The sequence below is a fragment of the Pseudoalteromonas sp. 0303 genome (assembly GCF_013349995.1).
Taxonomy (GTDB): domain Bacteria; phylum Pseudomonadota; class Gammaproteobacteria; order Enterobacterales; family Alteromonadaceae; genus Pseudoalteromonas.
This window is the reverse complement of sequence record NZ_JABVXF010000004.1, coordinates 94,773-114,797: the sequence shown is the minus strand read 5'-3', so window position 1 is coordinate 114,797 and position 20,025 is coordinate 94,773. Positions and strand designations below refer to the sequence as shown.

Sequence of the window (20,025 nt, the reverse complement as noted above, 5' to 3'; positions counted from 1 at the left end):
TTGATTCATTTTGGCGTAATTTTTTATTGTTCAATGTCACATAATTCAACAGTATAGCTTAGTTTTGTTGAGTTACAGTGACTGCAGTGTCATTTGTGTATGACACGGAAAATTAGTAAAAATACCATCTACGCCATACTCTAGCATTAATTCGATATCTTCCACTTTATCGACCGTGTAAGCATAAACTTGAAGGCCGCGTTGTTTTGCGTCAGCAACAAACTCATGGTTTATAAAGTTTTTATCTACATGAATGCTATAGGCATGGAGTTTTTGAGCAAACTCGCTGTAATTAATTGGAATAGAAGCGGTGAGTGCACCTATCTTTACCCACGGCAATTTTTGCTTTAGCCACATCAGTTGGTGATGATCGAATGAAGAGACTAACAGGTTATCACGAGAAATTTTCCCAGCGCTAACGTTTGACTCAATAAGCTCTACAAATTTATCTAACGAAAAAGTATGTTTAAGCTCTAAATTAAGCAAGGTTTTATCAGCAACCCAATCGATTGCCTGCTGTAAAGTGGGCACGCACTCGCCATTGCCAGCATCGTATTGTTGAATTTGCTCTTTTGAGCAGGCATTTACCTTACCGCGACCCGAGGTTGTGCGATCAAGCCAAGTATCGTGAATAATCATGTAATCATCAAGGCAGCTTTGCACATCAATTTCGATGCCATCTACTGCTAAATCAACAGCTGCGATAATGGCGCTTTGAGTATTTTCTGGGTAGGTACCACTGGCACCTCTGTGAGCGAATACTTTCATCATTGCTTATACCTACGAGTCACTGACCATGTTTCATAAAAAGCGGCGCTAATCACCAGTGCGCCACCAATAAGAGTGCTAATTGAAGGTTGCTCATGCAAAATTAAAAAAGCGAAAAACGTACCGTATAAAGGCTGCAAACACGATATCAAACCAGCGGTTGAAGCTGATAAGTTTTTTAGGCTTGCTGCAAACAGTGAATGCGGTGCTGCTGTAAAAATAACCCCTACGGTAATTAATAGCAGCCAATTTATTGTATCAACTTGTAATGGCGGTACTTCGACAAAGGCGCACAGCATAATGCAGGCGATCCAAGTTTGATAAAGCATGGTTTGTGGGCCGCCATATTGGCTAAAGTAACGTTTGTGAACGATATTTCGAAACGCAAAAAAGAACGCTGACAAAATGCCAATAGCAATACCGAGTGTGACATCATTGCCTAAGCTGGCATCAGGAATAAGTAAATAAATACCAAGCATCACCACTAAGGCGCTAAAAATATCTTTGAGCTGTGGTTTACTGCCATGAAATAGAGGCTCTAAAAATACCGTGATAACAGGGTAAGTAAAAAAGGCAATCATACCGACTGCAATACCTGCTAGTTGCATACCTGCGAAGTAGGTGAGCCAATGTATTCCAACAGTGATACCAAGTAACAAGGCTATAAGGTAGTCGCGACGCGAGTGAAGCTTAATCGCTTTGTGTTGAATTGTAAGTAAGATCAGTAAGGCACAGCCTGCAATTGCTGTTCGGTAAACGGTAATATCTAATGCACTTAAGCTGACTAGCTTTGCGAATAATGCAGTACCACCAAATAGGAGTACTGCAATATGTAAGTATATAAGGCTCTGTTTGTGCGCCTGCATTACAAACCTTGTTATTGTTGTTATTAACTCTCTTTGTAACGGTAATCCTTTACTTTGTAAACTCCCCAAATGGGCTAATCCATTCGTTTAGTTCCAATATTTCCACCCCTGCAAGTAATAGTGCAGCACATTAGGCTCATCAAGGGTCGATACTTTTTCATTGTTAGCGCTAATATCTGGGGTGAAAATAAACAATTGTGCGTCATTTTCTGGGCGGTAAAAGCGGGTTTTAACTGGTAATACTTGTTGGTTACTGCACATCAAGTTGCAAGCCATAACAAAGCCCCATTCGCCAAAAGAGGGCACATTCAAATGATAAGGCAAGGTGTGCGCAAAGCCCGCTGCACTGAGTGTGTTATTGATAGACCAAAATGCGTGTTTCGCAAAAAATGGGCTGGTGGCCTGGGTCACTACAATACCGTTATTTGGTAGTCGTGTTTTTACTAGTTGATAAAACTGCTGACTGTAAAGCCGTGCTAAATTGATTGCTTTTGGATCAGGTAAATCAATAAAAATAATATCGAACAGCTGTTCGTTTTGCTCAATAAACACATAAGCATCTTGATGAATAACCGTCACTTTAGGGTCACTGAGTGAGTGCTTGTTAAGTGTTGTCAGGTTGTGATTAGTTTGCGCAAGCTTAGCTACTGCTGGGTCTAAATCGACTAGGGTAATAGATTCTATTTGCGGGTATTTCAAAAGCTCTCTAGCTGCTAAGCCATCGCCACCGCCTAAAATTAGAATACGTTTGGCATTACCATGGCGCACCATAGCGGGATGAATAAGCGCTTCGTGATAGCGATACTCATCAATCGATGAAAACTGTAAGCCACCGTTTAAATAAAGCCGAATATCATCTTTATGACGAGTCAGTACGATTTGCTGATAGGGCGTTTGCTCTGAGTGTACTACACGGTCATCGTAGATTTGGCTTTGCCAAAGATGGGTGAGCTGTTTACTAGCAAATAAACAAAGCACTAATACTGAGCTGACTAAAACTAAAGTGAATCTAAGCACTTTTCGACGATTTGGGCTGATATGGTCGATAAAGTACCACAACAATAACAGCGCAATACTTAGATTCATTAAGCCAAAGCTTAAGGCTGTTTTAAAAACCCCAAGCCAAGGTAAAAATAGAAAAGGAAACAGTAAAGTCGCAAGTAGGGCGCCAAAGTAGTCAATAGATAACACATTGGCGAGGTTTGCTTTTAGCGCATAATGTTTTTCCATTAGGCGACTTAATAGCGGAATTTCTAAGCCAATCAAAATCCCTATTAGCGTGGTGAGTAAAATACTAATGGCTTGCAGTGGTAAGCCAAACGCATAACAGAAATACAGCAATGGCACACTCAAACCGCCAAGTAGTGCAAGCGCAAGCTCAAAACCAATAAAATACACCAGCAATGGCTTATCAGGCACAAAACGCGAAAAATAAGAGCCAACTCCCATTGCTGCCATATAAACGCCAATTGTTAGGGAAAATTGGGTGATGCTATCACCCAAAAAGTAGGCACCAGTGGTTGCGATCAGTAGCTCATAGATAATTGAGCAAAGGCCAGCAACAAAAATACTAAACAGTAAAATGTGGCTTTCGCGAATTGATTTATTTTCCACCTGGGCCGCCTCGTGAACGGAAACCTGCACTGCCAATACTTTGTTCACGCAATTGTTTATCAACGCTTATCGTGAGGTGGTGATAGGAGTAAACTTGCCAATCTTGCTCTTTGTCACCTTTGCTATATGCCAAGAAGGAAAAGAAGAGCACGGGTGCTAAAAACAGTAACACAATAGGCCAAACAGAGATGCGCGATTCCATTGCTTTTATAGCCTCAGGGTTTAACTTATTGATTGGTTTATAAGTAATATCAGAGCCTTCACGCTCAGCTTCTAAACGATGCAGCATTACAAATAGCGCTACACCGCCGATGAAACCAGAAATCCATAACAGCGGTAGCATAAAATTACTGTTACCTTTGATTGGGATAATACGAAACGTATAACTAAAATGTTCGGCACGCTTATTTGGGCCAAACGTACTACTGACGTAGGCGCTATATTGCCCCTTCTTAGGGAAGTGGACATCGTGATGAGTATAATCTCGGTACTCAGTCCATTTTCCATCTGAATCGTGTCCGGTTTCGGCCCAAAGTTCATCAGAGTAACTAAATAAGTAGTTACCATCAGGGTCAAAAATTTCGATATCAATGGCTTTCCATGAGTTTAAAGGCAGTCTGCCTTTAATTTCTAAGCGCATCATTTGGCCACCTTCTGGCACAGTAAATAGGTAAGGTTTGTCTTGTCCGTCGTAGTCTTTAAAGTTGCCATATTGGCCACTAATAAGTGGCGCTTGTAGATCTGCACGTATCACTAAGCAAACAACAAATGTGATAGCGGCAATAATAAAAAGCTTATAGATGTTCATCCATTACTCCATAAATAAGCTTAAATAGCGATAGTGATGATAACAGCAACACAGATTGCAATGCTGCTTTCAATAACCGCAACGGCGGTGTTTTTGTCGTGCATTGCTTGGTCGAGTGAAATTTTGCTAAAGATAATTTTATCAACGAGGTAACGCACAATTGGTAAAATTAAAAAGCCAAATAATGCGTCAATAAAGAATAAGCTTAAGCTTTGTTGCCAAGTATGAAAGCCACCAATGAGCGCATGACACAAGATAATAGCTAACGCCAACATAGTGCCTGAAAAGCTAAGTGCAACGGCTTTGTTGCCTTTTTCGAGCTGTTCGTGAAGATTAAAAGCAGTTAGGTGATCATAGCCTTTGGCAAAAATGATCAGCATTAGTTGCCCTAAAAAATAAAACACTATGGCTGATAACCAGCTGCCTTCACCGGTTAATGCGCCACCAATGATCAGTGCTGCGGCCATATAGTTTGCTGCTTGTACTAAGCCAACAGCCTCATTTTGTTGGTTAATTAATTGCTCTTGGTTACAGAACAAACGTAGCAGTAATTTGTCATTTAAAATACGTGAGCAGGTTAGCAGCACCATACCTAATACACTGTACAGTGATACATTCATCAAATCGCTTAGCAAACCTTGGCTAGGCCCAGCTAAAACAAAGCCATAAATAATGGTAATTGCCCCTAAGTAGCCGCCAATAGATAAACCCAAGGCACTGTTGGCATTATCTGTTAATTGGCTGGTGGTGTTATAAGGGGTTGCTAAGTTATACGACAGTTTTGCAACGGCTATGATCGCAATGAACAGACCAATATAGGCGCTGTTGTAGGCCATCGTTGCAAGGTGGTGGGTTAAGTTAATATCCATATAATTATGTTAGCTTGTTGTTATTTTCCGAAAATATTAACACAGAGTGTTTGTTGCAAAGAATATCAAAGCTTCATTTTTGGCAGAATTAATCAATTTCTTAAAAGTTTCATAGCTTTTGCCTGTCTCATTGTTAGGTTATGGGTTAAAATAACAACATAACCAACTAACAAGATAGTGAATGTCAAAACAGGATCCAAATCTCAGTCGAGAACAAGAAAAGTACGAAAACCCCGTCCCTAGCCGTGAGTTTATACTTACTCACTTAGAATCTCGCGCCAAACCAGCAAATTTCACACAACTTTGTGACGAATTACATGTGAATGATACAGAGCGTCAAATTGCGTTCAAACGTCGTTTACGTGCTATGGAACGCGATGGTCAACTGTATTTCAATAAGTTTAAATGCTACGCATTGATTGATGAATCAGGCCTGGTTAAAGGCAAGGTCATTGGTCATCGTGACGGATTCGGCTTTTTAGAAGTTGAAGGTGAGAGTAAAGATTGGTTTATCGCAAAGCACCAAATGAATATGGTGTTGCACGGTGACATTGTGCTTGCTAAAGGCAACCGCAAAGGCTCAAGTGGCAAATGCGATGCACGCATCATCAAGGTTCTGACCAATGAGCGAGCCCCGATTGTTGGCCGCTATTTTGTTGAGCATGGTATTGCAGTTGTTGTGGCTGAAGACCCACGCATAACGCAAGATATTATGATACTACCGGGTAGTGAAAATGGCGCGCGCCACAACCAAATGGTGCAGGTGCAAATTACCCAAAACCCAAGCCGACATATGAATGCGGTAGGTAAAGTCACTGAGGTACTGGGTGAGCATTTAGCACCGGGTATGGAAATTGAAGTTGCACTACGCAATCACGATATTCCCCACGTTTGGCCAGAAGCGGTTGAAAAGCAAGTTGCTCATTTAGGTGAGTTTGTTGATGAACAAGCAAAGCAAGGTCGCGTTGATTTACGTGACTTACCGCTGGTGACAATCGACGGTGAAGATGCCCGTGACTTTGACGATGCCGTTTATTGTGAGCGCAAACCATCAGGTGGTTGGCGTTTATGGGTGGCCATTGCCGATGTGTCGCACTACGTAGGAATGAACACGCCTCTGAATAAAGAAGCGATTGAACGTGGTAACTCAGTATACTTCCCTGAGCAAGTTATTCCGATGCTGCCAAAAGTGCTATCGAATGGCTTGTGCTCATTGAACCCAGAAGTTGACCGTTTATGTATGGTTGCTGAGATGACGGTGTCAGAAGCGGGTAAGTTGTCTGGGTATAAATTTTACGAAGCGGTGATGAATTCACACGCTCGTTTTACCTACACGAAAGTGAATGCGATTTTACAAGGCGATGAAAAGCTGCGTGAAGAGTACGCCAAGATGGTGCCACACTTAACTGACTTACAGCAAATGTACATGGCACTTAAAGCTGCTCGCCAAGAGCGTGGTGCGATTGAGTTTGAAACCTTAGAAACGCGCTTTGTGTTTAATGCACATCGTAAGATTGAATCAATCGTGCCAGTGGTTCGCAATGATGCACACAAACTTATCGAAGAGTGCATGATTTTAGCGAACGTATCGGCAGCCCGATTATTAGAAAAGCACGAGGCGAGTGCGCTTTATCGTGTGCATGATGAGCCTGATGCTGAAAAGCTTGGTTTCTTCAGAAACTTTTTATCAGAGCTTGGTATCGAAACCGCGATTTCTGATGAGCCAACACCAAAAGAAATAACGCAAGTGTTAGCTAAATTAGGCGACCGCCCAGAAGCTGAGCTTATTCAAACCATGTTGCTCCGTTCAATGAAGCAAGCGGTTTATCAGCCAGATAACATTGGCCACTTTGGTTTAGCTTTACCAGCCTATGCCCACTTTACGTCGCCTATTCGTCGTTACCCTGATTTAGTGGTGCACCGTGCAATTAAAGCGGTACTTAAAGCGCAAGGTCAGCAAACATCGGGTGAGTATGCCTACACTGATGACGAAGTTGATATTTTAGGTGAGCAGTGTTCAACCACTGAACGCCGTGCTGATGATGCGACTCGCGAAGTGGCAGATTGGCTTAAATGTGAATTTATGCAAGACCATGTTGGTGACGAATTTGGTGGGGTGATCTCATCGGTAACTAACTTTGGTTTATTTGTACGCTTAGACGATTTACAAATCGACGGCATGATCCATGTAACTAACCTGGGCAATGAGTACTTCCATTACGATGGTGCTAAGCATTGCTTGATTGGTGAACAAACTCACACCGTTTATCGTCTAGGCGATAAATTAACGGTTCAGGTGTCATCTGTCAGTCTTGATGAGCGACGTATAAACTTAGTGTTAGCAGGTGAGGCGCAACAAGACCGTTATGCGCGTCGTCGTGGCCGTAGTGCCCCTGCAAAACCAAGTGTTCGAGCCCAGCTTAAAGCAGGTAAAATTCCTGGTAAAAAACCGCAGTCAGGCAGCTTTGAGGCAAAATCAGGCGACAAAGAGAATGAAAAACGTGGCAAGTCTTCACCTTCTAAAGGGCGCAAAAAGCCTAATAGTAAACAAGCTGATGCTGTAAAAGCCGGCAAAAAGAAGAGTAAGAAAAAAGCCACCAAAAAGGCAAAAAGACCGGGTAAGAATGCCCGTAAACGTAATGGCCGAGGAGCAAATAATACGTGAGTAATGAATTAATTTTTGGTTTTCACTCAGTTGAAGCAATATTAGCAAAAGAGCCTGAGCGCTTTTTAGAAATATACGCTTTAAAAGGGCGTGAAGATAAACGTTTAAACCCGGTTATTGAACAAGCACGTAAATTCGGTATTTCTGTACAATTTATGCAGCGTAAAGTGCTTGATAATAAAGCAAATGGTGAGCAGCACCAAGGCATTATCGCTAATGTGAAAGCGGCGCGCATGTATAACGAAAAAGATCTAGATGAGATCATAGCCCGTGAAGAAACGCCTTTCTTATTGGTGCTTGATGGTATAACAGATCCGCATAACTTAGGTGCCTGTTTACGTAGTGCAGATGCTGCGGGCGTGCACGCGATCATCGTTCCTAAAGATAAGTCTGCAAAACTGAACGGCACAGCGCGTAAAGTAGCATGCGGTGCGGCAGAAACAGTGCCATTGGTGCAAGTAACCAATCTTGCGCGTACGTTACGTGAAATTAAAGATGCTGGCGTTTGGGTTGTCGGCACTGCCGGTGAAACAGATACAGAGTTATTTGATGCAAATCTAACAGGGCCAATGGCTGTTGTTATGGGTGCTGAAGGGGATGGTATGCGCCGCCTTACTCGTGAGCATTGTGATTTATTAGTTAAAATCCCAATGGCTGGTTCGGTATCTAGTTTAAATGTGTCAGTTGCGACCGGTATTTGTTTATTTGAAGTGTTACGCCAGCGTAATGCAACGCAAATCTAACTGCCGCGAAAATTTCAGACATAAAAAAGCCGATGTTACATCGGCTTTTATACATCTATCATTTTAAACTGAACTTTTTCAGGAGTAATGTTCATATCATCTCTGAACTTTAAAGTTGAAGGTTTTCTTCTTCGCTTTAAAATTTTCCTCTGAGCAACTTTTGCAGAGCCCACAACATTGTTTATATTAATAGCTGGGGCTTCTTGCTGTGCTGAAGTAGTACAGCCAGAATATTGAATATCTTTCATATTTCCACCTCGCTCACCCGTTTGCATAGAAATAATTAACTCGCTTGCTAAATAGTATATATTTTGAACGACTTTATTGCCAGTATAATCTAAATTTTCAAAAAAATCTTCGCCGCCAATGGTGTGATGATAGTGAGATATGGGGCTATCTGAGTGTGCGTCCAGTTTTATAGCTTCTTCTACAGCAAGGACTGTACTGTAATTATCTTTATAATGCAGATTTGCTATATTCCCACCTGTTCCGCCAAATAATACGCCTAAGCTATTTTCAATATTTGAATAAGCTATAGGTTCCCAGTTATTGAGCAATACTTCAATAAAACCAAAACTATCGAACCCAAGTTTTACTGCATTACTCGCATAAATAGAATATTGATCTGTATTTAGAAGGTTAAGTGAAAATGCTTGATGAAGAACTATTTGTTCATAAGAGCCGCAATAAAACAGTAATTTAGGTGCACCTATTTTCAGAGCTTGCGTATTTTCAAAAGGCTCTAAAGTTGGGATGAAAAGGTACTTGTTTAACGGAACGGTTACTTTAAATCCATATTCATCAGACCACATAGAATCACATGCGCCTGATTTGTCATCAATAATAAAGGTAGTCAATGTATATAAATCCTTTTAATAACATTGAATTAATTTGATCTTAGAGACCGCATAATGTTTATGCGGTCTTTTTAATAAGATTAGATCTTTGCAAAAGCGTCTTGTAGTGGTGGTACTACTTGCTTCTTACGGCTTAATACGCCATCTAACCATACGCGACCGTCTTCTGACTTAACATCATAGGCAGCTTCGATTACTGATACGTCATCAGACGCAATTAGCATTTCTGAGCCTTCTTTCATGATATCAGTTAACAGGAGTAATACTGAGTGGCGACCGCCTTCCTCTTTAAGCTTTGCGATGTCAGCTTCAAGATCTGCTTTGATCTCATCAAATACAGCAAGGTCGATAACTTCTAGCTGGCCAATACCTACTAGCTTACCGTTCATGTTGAAGTCTTTGAAATCACGCATTACTAAATCGCGTGCAGGCGTGCCTTCAACTGCTGATTTAACCTTGAACATTTCCATGCCAAGTTCTTTGAAATCTTCGATGCCAGCGATTTCAGCAAGTGCTTCAACACATTTGATATCAGCTGTTGTACACGTTGGTGATTTAAAGATTACAGTGTCGCTTAAGATAGCGCATAACATGATGCCTGCGATATCTTTTGGAATCTCTACGTTGTAGAAGTCATACATCATTTTGATGATAGTGTTTGAACAACCCACTGGGCGGATCCAACACTCAAGTGGTGTTGATGATGTTAAGTCGCCTAGTTTGTGGTGATCAACAACACCTACAACACGTGCTTCATCGATGTCATCAGGTGCTTGTGTTTTTTCTGTGTGGTCAACGATATAAACGTCTTCGCCTGCGTAGCTAAGTTTTAGCTCAGGTGCTTCGAAACCGAATTTATCTAGGATAAATTGTGTTTCAGGTGATACTTCACCTAAACGCGTCGGGATCGCAGGTTCATTGATCTGGTTTTTTAAGTAAGCAAGCGCAATTGCACCGCAAATTGAATCTGAATCAGGGATCTTATGACCCACTACATACATTGACATTGACGGAACTCCTTTAAATTTGGCGGATATTTTAGCAAAGTATCGACAGATTGATACATAACAGACATGAAATTTTGTTGATCAATTACAACTGCCAATTAATGTCCTTTTTGGTTACACTTTAAGATATTGAAAACTGAGGAAGATACTGATGCGCTTGAGCCGAAAAGCATGGAATAATGTGGTGATTATTTCGATGCTATTGATGATTTTTTTCTTCAATGGCCTACATAAAAAGCTCAATACACAGCCCGTTGAAGAAGGAGTACAAGCACTACTCCCAGAGCAAAGCTTCATTTTAGCAATGGCATTTCCAGAATTAAAAATAGAGCGTATCGGCACCTCTTGGCGTAGCCAATCACTGCAAGAAACCATATGGCAAGGCGATGAGCAGCAGCTCGAACAACTTGTTGAACTTTGGCAGCATCAACAACTCACTATTGCCAGTCTCCCTGTGAGTAAAATTTCACAGACATCGGCTGATTATGTTGCCTCCGTGTGGCTAGCCGGGGAGCAGTTGCCAGCGGTGTATCAGTTGTACAACATAGATCAGCAATACTATTTATTAGATAAGCGGTTACAACGAGTATTTGAGCTTGAACAAGCTGATGCTGCTAAGTTATTTCCGTTATACCCGTTTTAAGAGAGTCACAGATGCCTGAATTACCAGAAGTTGAAGTTAGCCGTTTGGGAATAACGCCGCATGTGCTTAACCAAACAGTGACCAAAGTAAATATTCATAACGCCAGTATGCGTTGGCCTGTGCCTGATGATGTATATCAATTACAAGGACTTAAAGTTACTTCAGTGGAGCGTAGAGCAAAATATTTATTACTCGGTTGTGAGCTGGGTAGTGTTATTTTGCACTTAGGAATGTCGGGCAACTTACGAGTTGTGAGCGCAGATGAGCCATTAAAAAAGCACGACCATATCGAATTTATTTTAGCCTCAGGTAAAGCGCTAAGACTCAACGACGCGCGTCGCTTTGGTGCCTGCTTATGGCAAGCTCCAGGCGAATGTCATACCTTGCTAACCAAGCTTGGGCCGGAGCCACTTACCGATGATTTCGCTGCAAAGCGTGTCTACGAACAGTCTAGAAATAAAAAAGTACCGATAAAACAGTTTATTATGGATAACGCTGTGGTCGTTGGTGTAGGTAATATCTATGCCAATGAGTCGTTATTTAAGGCCGGAATTCACCCGAAACGAGAAGCCGGCAAGGTGTCTTTAAAGCGTTATCAGCAATTAGTGCCTATTATTAAAGAAACACTTGCTGCGGCTATCACGCAAGGCGGCACAACATTAAAAGATTTTGCTCAAAGTGATGGTAAGCCCGGTTATTTTGCCCAGCAATTACTAGTTTATGGTCGCAAAGGTGAGCCATGTGTAACGTGTAAAGAGCCATTAAAAGAAATTAGATTAGGGCAAAGAAGCACTGTGTACTGCTCTAATTGTCAAAAATAACAAAGAATCCCTCATCTATGTAGTATTGCAACAGATAGCAAGATAGAGACAGGCTTAAGGAATGAGAAGGTTGTATGCTATTAAACAAATACGTCATAGGGTGCGTGTGCTTAGCGGCACTGCTGGGTTGTTCTAAAGAGAAACCTCAAGTTATCGTTGAAGAAGTGGTTACCGCTGAGGTTAAGCAGTTTGATGTGCCGCTGTATGGGAATTACGTGGCGCGTACAGACGCATCACTTGATGTTGAAGTACGCGCACGGATCACCGGCTTTGTACAAAGTGTTGAATTTGTTGAAGGTAGTTGGGTAAACGAAGGTGATTTACTCTACACCATTGATGATAGACCCTACCGAGCTAAGCTTAATCGCGTTAAAGCCGCACTACAAAAAGACCAAGCTGCGTTGGCAAAAGCAAAGCGCGATGTTACTCGTTTAAAACCCCTCTATGAGCAAGACGCAGCAAGTCAGCTCGACTACGACAATGCAATTTCTATTCAAGAGCAAGCGCAAGCGTCATTATCAGCAACCCAAGCAGAACTTGAAGAAACCAAGCTCGATTTAGAATATACCCGTATTACGGCGCCAATTAGCGGCATGGTTGGTAGCTCTGAAGCCGATCTCGGTGCTTTGGTCGGCAGTAACGGTATTTCACTCCTTACTACCATTCAGCAAATAGACCCTATTTTCGTTAATTTTAATATGTCGGCACTTGATTATTTGAATGCCAAGCGGCGTATGACCAGCATGATGGAGCAGCTACAAGCCGAACAACAAGGCAAGGCGCTAGAAGGCTTCGTACGTATTTCTTTGCCTGATGGCAGTGAGTATCGATATTGGGGTGATGTGAGTTTCACCGACCCTAAAATTAGCCCGAAAACGGGCACCTTTAAAGTAAGAGCAAAGCTGCCTAACCCTAATAGTGAGCTATTACCTGGGCAATATACAAAAGCACGGATTAAATTATCTGAGTTGAAAGATGCCATTGTCGTCCCTGAAGAAGCCACCCAAGTGGAACAGGGTGGTATTTATGTAATGGTGGTACTTGATTCAGGTGAGATAGAGCGGCGCTTTATTGTTGTTGAGCATTACGGTGAACAAGGAATTGTTGCTAGCGGAGGCTTGAGTGCCGGTGAGCAAGTGGTGGTGAAAGGTTTGCATCGCATTCGTCATGGTCAGCAAGTAAAAGCGATTTCGTTAGCCGAGTTTGAAAAACGCCGATTAACGCCAAACACGGGCACTATTCCACTGGCGCCAGATAAACCAAGCAAACAAGATGATGAAAAAAATCAGCAGGGAGCTTAACTATGTTTTCGCATTTTTTTATCAAGCGTCCAGTGTTTGCTATCGTTATTTCGTTAGTTATTTTACTCACAGGCTTGGTCTCGCTCTTTACCCTACCCATTGATCAATACCCTGATATTGCTCCGCCGTCGGTTAAAGTGTCTGCTTCATTCCCTGGCGCAACGGCTGAGACCGCATCGGAGTCGGTAGCCATTCCTCTTGAGCAAGAATTAAATGGCACACCGAATATGTTGTATATGGAGTCAAAGGCAACTAACTCTGGCAGTGTTGGGATCACACTCACCTTTGATGTTGGCACCGACCCAGATCTCGCCCTTGTTGATGTGCAAAACACCGCAAGCCAAGCAGGCAGTAATTTACCTGTTGATGTGCAAACTGAAGGGGTGAATGTCTCTAATGAAAGTTCCGTTGAGTTGTTGAAACTGGCACTGACCTCTGATGACCCTCGCTATGACGAAATCTATTTGAGTAACTACGCTAGCATCAATGTTGAGGCGGCTTTAAAGCGTGTTCCGGGGGGTGGAAAAGTGCGTAACACCGGCTCGCGTTCTTATGCTATGCGGGTCTGGTTAAAGCCCGATATTTTAGCGGGTTACGAATTAACCGTGAATGATGTGACCGCAGCAATCAAAGCACAAAATAAAGAGGCCGCTGCTGGGGAGATCGGGGCTCAGCCAATGAGCGATGCAATTAAGCTTAACTTTCCAGTACGAGCGCAAGGAAGGCTTAATAAGGTGGATGAGTTTAATAACATTATGCTGCGAGTGAACAGTGATGGCTCGATGATCCGTTTACGAGATGTCGCAAGGGTTGAGCTAGCTTCCTCTGCGTATACTTTAAATTCAAAACTAAATGAACAGCCCCCACTATTTTGCAGGTTTATATGTTACCAGGCTCTAATGCATTAGCGGTAACCGAGCGTGTTAAGGCTGAGATGGAGCGCCTGAGCGAGGCTTTTCCAAAGGGAGTGAAATGGCAGTTATTTTATGATGCCTCTGAGTTTATCAAGCTGTCGATTTATGAGGTGATCAATACCCTTATTCAGGCGCTGATCTTAGTGATTTTAGTGGTGTATTTATTTTTGCAAAACTGGCGAACAACTTTAATACCCGCTTTAGCTGTGCCGGTGTCAATAGTGGGTACCTTTATCGCCTTGGCTGCATTTGGATTTACCATAAACAATGTCAGTTTATTGGCTATGGTATTGGCAATCGGCATCGTCGTTGATGATGCGATTGTCGTAGTCGAAAGTGTTGAGCGACTGATCAATGAGCAAAATATGGAGGTAGTTGCTGCTACTAAGCAAGCGATGACAGAGCTTTCTGGCGCCATAGTGGCAACCTCTTTAGTACTGGCAGCGGTGTTTGTGCCGGTGTCATTTTTAGCAGGTATTACGGGCATTATGTACCGAGAATTTGCGATTTCAATTACCGTTGCGGTACTCATTTCGACCCTAGTTGCGTTAACCTTGAGCCCTGCTTTATGTGCGATTTTCTTAAAACCTAGCCTCCCATCAAACAATAAGATTTTTGTTAAATTTAATAATTGGCTTGAAGGTGTTGGCAAAAAATACACCTGGCTTGTAAAGGCATGCTCTGAAAAAGCAAAACGTAGTTATATTGGCTTTTTTATAATGCTTGGTGGCTGTTACTTTGTGTTCAGCCAATTACCAAGTAGCTTTATGCCGCAAGAAGATCAAGGACGCTTTTTTGTTGATATTACCTTGCCAGATGCGGCAACGGTCTCACGTACCAACGAGGTGATAAGTAAAGCTAACCAATTTGTTATGAGCCATGCTGGGGTAGCTTATTCATTCACGCTAGCGGGTGAAAACCGCCGTGCTGGTAGTGCGCAATCACATGGTCAAATGGAGGTGATTTTAAAGCCTTGGCAAGTGCGTGCAGAGCAAGGTTTTACGGTCACAAGTGTGATGAATGATATTCGTAAGCAGCTGTACGCCATTCCCGATGCTGAATTTAATGTGTTTCAGCCATCGGCTGTGGCGGGGCTTGGTTCGGGCTCTGGTGTTGAGTTTGCGCTGCAAGAAAAAACAGGAGGCAACTTAACGGGTCTGGTTGAATCGCTCGAGGTACTGCTGGCAAATTTAAATAACCGCCCTGAAGTTGCTAAAGCAAGTAGCTCACTGCGTGGCTCAGTACCTCAGCTGTTTTTAGAGTTAGATAGAGAAAAAGCCATGGCGCTAGAGGTGCCGATTGCCGATGTTTACAGCACAATGAAAGTGCTTACTGGCTCATCAACAATTAATGACTTTAATTTATTTGGCCGCGTTTATCGGGTTAAAGTTCAGGCTGAAGATGAATTTAGGGCACGCCCTGAAAACCTCAACGAATTTTATGTGCGTTCAAAAAATGGCGCTATGGTGCCATCAAATGTGCTTGCTAAGTTAAATTTAACAACCGGTCCGTCTGCAATAAATCGCTTTAATATGTTTACCAGTGCCATGGTGAATGTGTCGCCAGCTGAGGGCTATGCATCGGGAGATGTAATTAACGTAATTAAAGAAGAAATGGCAAAACTACCGCCTAACCTTGGCTATGAATGGACGGGATTAACTTATCAAGAAATTCGCTCATCGGGTCAGCTAAGTATCGCTATCAGCCTTGCTATTGTGTTTGTATTTTTATTTTTAGCGGCGCTCTATGAAAGTTGGAGCTTGCCGTTTGCTGTACTACTAATAAGCCCGATAGCCATGTTGGGAGCCTCTGTATTAACCTTAGTGACGGGGCATGAAAACAATTTATTCTTCCAAGTCGCCTTTATTGCCTTGATTGGCCTTGCGGCAAAGAATTCTATATTGATTGTTGAGGTGGCAAATCAGCTTTATCAGGAGGGGATGGACGCTGCTGATGCTGCAATAGAAGCCGCCCGTTCTCGCTTTCGGCCTATATTAATGACTGCAGCCTCTTTTGTGCTTGGTGTATTGCCGTTGGTACTTGCTTCTGGCCCCGGAGCGGTTGGTCGGCAGTCGGTATCTATGCCTATTTTAGGGGGGATGTTACTGGCAAGCTCTATCGGCATAATATTAGTGCCGCTGTTCTTTATTACCGCTGCACGGTTTGTAAAAAAACAGCAAATACCGGCCTCTAAAGTAGTAGAGGAGCAAGTCGATGCATAAATTGTTACCATTGCTTTGTTTCGCTTGCATTCAAGGCTGTGCTGTAGGGCCTGATTTTGAAGCACCTGAGCATAGTGAAGTTGCTAATTTTATGGGTGCAACAGCTACGCCACAGTCGCAGGCTTTAGCGGGATGGAAGCAAATATATAGCGACCCTCATTTGCAAAAGCTGATTAGCCAAGCGCTTCTTAATAACCAAGATATGTTAATTGCGCAATCGAAAATTATTGAAGCGCGAGCTCGGTATCGAATTACCGATGCCGCTTTATGGCCTGATGTGAATGTAGGGCTTACTTCAGAGCGAGAAGAAGAACTCAATAGTAGCCCCGAAAATACCTTTGATTTAAAAGGTTACTTAAGTTGGGAGCTAGATTTATTTGGTAGTAACCGACGTGCAAGCGAAGCCGCACTGGCAAATTATTATAGCCAAGAGCAAGTAAGAAACGCGTTGCAGCTCGCCTTGATTGCTGATGTTGCGCAGCAGTTTTTTGCCCTTAAAGAAGTTGAAGAGCAATTAAAAATTAGCCTGAGTACGATTAAGCTTCGCGAGAAGGAGCTTGAAATTGCGCGTATTCGTAAAAAAGGCGGTATTATTTCAGGGTTAGAACAGCGCCAAGCCGAGGTTGAATTAGAGTCAGCGAAAGTGAAGATCCCGCCTTTACAGCACAGTGAAAGGCGGATTATTAATCAGTTAAAGTTTTTGATTGGTGATGCCAATGCTGATGTGCAAGGGGGGAATGAGTTATCTGTGCAAACTCTTCCTAAGCAATTACCCACAGGACTACCTAGTGAACTGTTAAAGCGTAGACCAGATGTGCAGCAAGCAATGTATCAATGGCAAGCGGCCATGGCTGAAATTGGGGTCGCAAAAGCGGCGTTATTCCCAAAACTTAAGTTGTATGCCGAATATGGCAGTGAAAGCACTGATTTTAGTGATTTGCTCGCCAGTAATTCGCAGGTTTGGTTGCTGGGCTCAGAGCTGTTAATGCCAATATTTAATATGGGACGCAATCAGGCAAATTTAACGGTGGCGGAACAACGAGCTTATCAGGCAAGTATTCAATACCAAAAAACAGTGCTGGTGGCACTGCAAGAAGTAAGCAATCAGCTTTCGAACTATCAGTCGGCAGAGCAAAGCTATGATGCGCAAAGAAGCTTGGTGCTCAGTAGTCAAGATTACTACCGCTTAGCACGTCTTAGGTATAGCAATGGTGTTGCCAGCTCTCTTGATTTAATGGATGCACAGCGCCAGCTATTTTCGGCAGAAATAGCGTTATCGCAGGCAAAGAATGATCGTCTGCAAAGCCTAGCAACGCTTTATAAAGCCCTTGGTGGCGGATGGTATGAATTAAGCGAACAGGAACTAGAAAAAGAAAAGGTGGTAGATTAATTAAAAGAGCATGCAAAAGCATGCTCTTTAAAAACTTATAACTCAAATGGTGCTACACCAACGGCTTTCATTTTATAGCCGACTTGAGCAATTTCACCAGACCAGGTTTCGGTGCTGATAACGCCAGTCACGACAATCGCATCGTAGAGGCTTTCGATTGGTACGCCGTCTTTAATCGTGACATGCACAATTTGGTTTGGCGGCGGTGGTGGTACGTGAATACAAGCACCAAAATAAGGCACCAATAAGAACTCGGTGATCACTTCGCTGTCGCCTTCAAGCGGAACAACAAAACCAGGCAAACTTACTGATTGACCATTAAGTTCTTTTACCACGGGAGCATCAAGGTCTGGTTGCACCCAGTTTTGTTCAGAGCCTTCATGGTTTGCTTGCGCTTGGGTATCGATTTGCACATGACCTTTTGGAATTAAATCTTCCCAGAAGATTTCTTTAGGTGCGCCAGCATTAGCTCCAGCACACACAACTAATGCGACTGAAGCGACGAATTTTCGAAAAAACGGCATAACATTCCTTAAATTTTAATACTCATACCATCAGCAAGAGAGTAGAAATACGCGCGAGTTGCGGGAATTAACCCTACAATAAAGCCTGCAACCATTATCGCAGCTAAAAGCATGAGTTCATAGGATGACAATAAGGCTATATTTAGGCTTATTCCGGCATGGCTTTGCAAGTAATCTGCGCCGAGTAGCATTAAAGCATAGAATAATGCGATACCAACAATGCAGCCAAGCCCTGTAATGAGTAATGATTCGACACTGATCAAGGTGAAAATATGCCAAGGTCTTGCGCCAACAGAGCGCAAAATAGCAAGTTCTCTGCGGCGTTGATTTAAGCTTGAAAGCAGGCTCGTTAACATGCCAAGCAAACTGATCAGCACCACGACGATAGAAAATAATAGCAAGATTTTTTCAACGATAGAGAGCATTTCCCATAGTTCACGCAAAGTAACCCCCGGCATGATGGCAAGCAGTGCCTCATCTTTGTATTGGTTGATATTACGACGTACTTGTAAGGTATAAAGTGGTGAATCGAAACCAAGTAAAAAAGCGGTTATTTGTTTTGGTGTGCCAATTAAATCAACATCATCATGCTGGTCGTGGTCGTGGTCGTGGTCGTGGTCGTGGTCGTGGTCGTGGTCGTGGTCGTGGTCATTTGCATCAGCCTGAACGGCTTCATGCTGATGAGCATGACCACCATGAATCGCTTCAATTGCTGCAAGTGGAATATGCAGGGTTTTATCAACAGGCGTGCCCGTTGGATTTAAAATACCGACCACTTTAAATGGGTTATCGTCATGATTATGAAAACTGGTATTGCCCATGCCGTGCGCAATCACCACTTCATCGCCTAGCTGATAGCCTAAGCTGCTGGCAACCTCTGCACCTAAAACAACCTCAAATAAGTGATTAAATTCATGGCCTTGTGAAAAGCTCAACGACTGCTTTTTAGCAAAGCGATAGTGTTCAAAATAGTCTTTATTTGTACCAAGTACAGCTAAGCCTTTATGGCTGTCGCCAAGTGACATAGGAATAGCCCATTTTACACCCCGTTGCTCAGTGATGTATTGGTAACTTTTCCAACTCACACCATTGTTAGCATGGCCAATTCGAAATACCGAAGACAGCAGCAACTGGATATCACCGGTACGCGCACCGACAATTAAATCAGTGCCAGAAATTGTATTGCTAAAGCTACTTTTAGCATCAACTCGAACCCGCTCAATCGACATCAATAACATTACGCTGATAGCAATGGTAAATAGGGTGAGTAGGGCGCTGGCCTTTCGGTTTAATAAACTTTTTGTGGCGAGTTTAATGAGTAGCATCTGTGCCTCCTTGTAACTCAACAAGGCTGATACTGCGGGTAAATAGCGTTTGTAATGTTTCATCATGGCTAACAAAGATTAGCGTGCTATTTGCTGCGCTTGCCTGCTCAAATAACAATTTTACGAATGCTTGGCGATTTTGTGTGTCGAGTGCTGAGGTAGGTTCATCTGCAATAATAATTTCAGGGCTGCCAATAAAGGCTCGCGCAGCGGCAACTCTTTGTTGCTGGCCAATACTCAGCTGTGCAACGGCTTGATGTTGCAAATTATCATTTAGCCCTAAAGCGCTCAGTAAGCGGCTTGCTTCAGCGGCTATTGTTGCACTATTTTTTAATGCGTTTTTTTGCCTTTGCTTTGAAAATTGGCAACCCAAAGTCACGTTTTCAATGGGCGATAAATAGGGTAGTAAATTAAAGTTTTGAAAAATATAGCCAATATGGTCGGCACGAAAACGGTCACGTTTACTATTACTAAGTTGGTTAATCGCTTTACCAAGCAGCTCGATATTGCCCTGTGTTGGCACTGTGACGCCAGCAAGCAATGATAATAACGTTGATTTACCACAACCACTCGGACCGTGAAGAAAAACATGTTCGCCTTGATCAATATCTAGCTTAGTAATATTGATCGTCGGCTCGGGTTGTTTTGCGTGCCATTTAAAAAGCACATTTTCAAGCGTGATCATAAC

18 protein-coding genes are annotated in these 20,025 nt (G+C 42.7%); 8 read left to right on the top strand and 10 right to left on the bottom strand.

Annotated elements, in window-relative coordinates:
• Positions 1 to 72: 72 nt before the first annotated feature.
• From HUS62_RS04625 to HUS62_RS04605, 5 genes are all read right to left on the bottom strand, one after another.
• A complete protein-coding gene (locus tag HUS62_RS04625; RefSeq protein ID WP_054561032.1) occupies positions 73 to 771 on the bottom strand; it encodes a glycerophosphodiester phosphodiesterase family protein in 699 nt (232 codons plus the stop codon).
• Positions 768 to 1,634 carry a DMT family transporter gene (locus HUS62_RS04620; protein ID WP_054561031.1) on the bottom strand — a complete coding sequence of 289 codons (867 nt, stop codon included), beginning with the start codon at positions 1,632 to 1,634 and terminating at the stop codon, positions 768 to 770. The genes HUS62_RS04625 and HUS62_RS04620 overlap by 4 nt, the downstream gene beginning before the upstream one ends.
• 87 nt (positions 1,635 to 1,721) lie before the next feature.
• Entirely contained in the window at positions 1,722 to 3,248 is a 1,527-nt protein-coding gene (locus HUS62_RS04615; protein ID WP_175078687.1) for a polyamine aminopropyltransferase, read from the bottom strand.
• On the bottom strand, positions 3,238 to 4,056 hold the full coding sequence (locus tag HUS62_RS04610) for a hypothetical protein (protein ID WP_175078686.1): 819 nt from the start codon (positions 4,054 to 4,056) through the stop codon (positions 3,238 to 3,240). Before HUS62_RS04610 ends, HUS62_RS04615 begins: the two co-directional genes overlap by 11 nt.
• A gap of 20 nt (positions 4,057 to 4,076) precedes the next feature.
• Entirely contained in the window at positions 4,077 to 4,925 is an 849-nt protein-coding gene (locus tag HUS62_RS04605) for a DUF350 domain-containing protein (protein WP_175078685.1), read from the bottom strand.
• A 181-nt stretch (positions 4,926 to 5,106) separates the two neighbouring features.
• On the opposite strand from HUS62_RS04605, the gene rnr reads away from it, so the two are divergent.
• Positions 5,107 to 7,590, top strand: coding sequence for a ribonuclease R (rnr, locus tag HUS62_RS04600; protein WP_175078684.1), 2,484 nt, complete (start codon positions 5,107 to 5,109; stop codon positions 7,588 to 7,590).
• Entirely contained in the window at positions 7,587 to 8,333 is a 747-nt protein-coding gene (gene rlmB / locus HUS62_RS04595) for a 23S rRNA (guanosine(2251)-2'-O)-methyltransferase RlmB (protein WP_175078683.1), read from the top strand. The genes rnr and rlmB overlap by 4 nt, the downstream gene beginning before the upstream one ends.
• A 47-nt stretch (positions 8,334 to 8,380) precedes the next feature.
• Here the strand turns inward: rlmB and HUS62_RS04590 are convergent, their stop codons facing one another.
• Entirely contained in the window at positions 8,381 to 9,190 is an 810-nt protein-coding gene (locus HUS62_RS04590) for a hypothetical protein (RefSeq protein WP_175078682.1), read from the bottom strand.
• Positions 9,191 to 9,270: 80 nt separating this feature from the next.
• Positions 9,271 to 10,197, bottom strand: coding sequence for a manganese-dependent inorganic pyrophosphatase (locus HUS62_RS04585; RefSeq protein ID WP_054552703.1), 927 nt, complete (start codon positions 10,195 to 10,197; stop codon positions 9,271 to 9,273).
• Positions 10,198 to 10,348: 151 nt separating this feature from the next.
• Between HUS62_RS04585 and HUS62_RS04580 the strand changes: the two genes are divergently transcribed.
• The 6 genes from HUS62_RS04580 (at position 10,349) to HUS62_RS04560 (ending at position 17,488) form a co-directional block, all read left to right on the top strand.
• A complete protein-coding gene (locus HUS62_RS04580) occupies positions 10,349 to 10,840 on the top strand; it encodes a hypothetical protein (RefSeq protein ID WP_175078681.1) in 492 nt (163 codons plus the stop codon).
• 11 nt (positions 10,841 to 10,851) lie between these two features.
• The gene (gene mutM / locus HUS62_RS04575) at positions 10,852 to 11,661 is read left to right on the top strand and encodes a bifunctional DNA-formamidopyrimidine glycosylase/DNA-(apurinic or apyrimidinic site) lyase (RefSeq protein ID WP_175078680.1); all 810 of its coding nucleotides are present in this window, start codon (positions 10,852 to 10,854) and stop codon (positions 11,659 to 11,661) included.
• 74 nt (positions 11,662 to 11,735) lie between these two features.
• On the top strand, positions 11,736 to 12,962 hold the full coding sequence (locus tag HUS62_RS04570) for an efflux RND transporter periplasmic adaptor subunit (protein ID WP_175078679.1): 1,227 nt from the start codon (positions 11,736 to 11,738) through the stop codon (positions 12,960 to 12,962).
• Between the two features lie 2 nt (positions 12,963 to 12,964).
• Positions 12,965 to 13,870, top strand: a complete 906-nt coding sequence (locus HUS62_RS23020; protein ID WP_258536714.1) for an efflux RND transporter permease subunit — start codon at positions 12,965 to 12,967, stop codon at positions 13,868 to 13,870.
• Positions 13,846 to 16,098, top strand: coding sequence for an efflux RND transporter permease subunit (locus HUS62_RS04565; protein ID WP_258536713.1), 2,253 nt, complete (start codon positions 13,846 to 13,848; stop codon positions 16,096 to 16,098). The genes HUS62_RS23020 and HUS62_RS04565 overlap by 25 nt, the downstream gene beginning before the upstream one ends.
• A complete protein-coding gene (locus HUS62_RS04560; protein WP_175078678.1) occupies positions 16,091 to 17,488 on the top strand; it encodes an efflux transporter outer membrane subunit in 1,398 nt (465 codons plus the stop codon). Before HUS62_RS04565 ends, HUS62_RS04560 begins: the two co-directional genes overlap by 8 nt.
• Positions 17,489 to 17,523: 35 nt before the next feature.
• Here HUS62_RS04560 and HUS62_RS04555 read toward each other — a convergent pair whose 3' ends face one another.
• The 3 genes from HUS62_RS04555 to HUS62_RS04545 are packed head-to-tail and all read right to left on the bottom strand — an operon-like array spanning position 17,524 to position 20,022.
• Positions 17,524 to 18,012, bottom strand: a complete 489-nt coding sequence (locus HUS62_RS04555; protein WP_175078677.1) for a DUF3299 domain-containing protein — start codon at positions 18,010 to 18,012, stop codon at positions 17,524 to 17,526.
• 8 nt (positions 18,013 to 18,020) lie between these two features.
• Entirely contained in the window at positions 18,021 to 19,337 is a 1,317-nt protein-coding gene (locus tag HUS62_RS04550) for an FtsX-like permease family protein (RefSeq protein ID WP_175078676.1), read from the bottom strand.
• Entirely contained in the window at positions 19,324 to 20,022 is a 699-nt protein-coding gene (locus tag HUS62_RS04545) for an ABC transporter ATP-binding protein (RefSeq protein WP_054561016.1), read from the bottom strand. The genes HUS62_RS04550 and HUS62_RS04545 overlap by 14 nt, the downstream gene beginning before the upstream one ends.
• Positions 20,023 to 20,025: the final 3 nt, after the last annotated feature.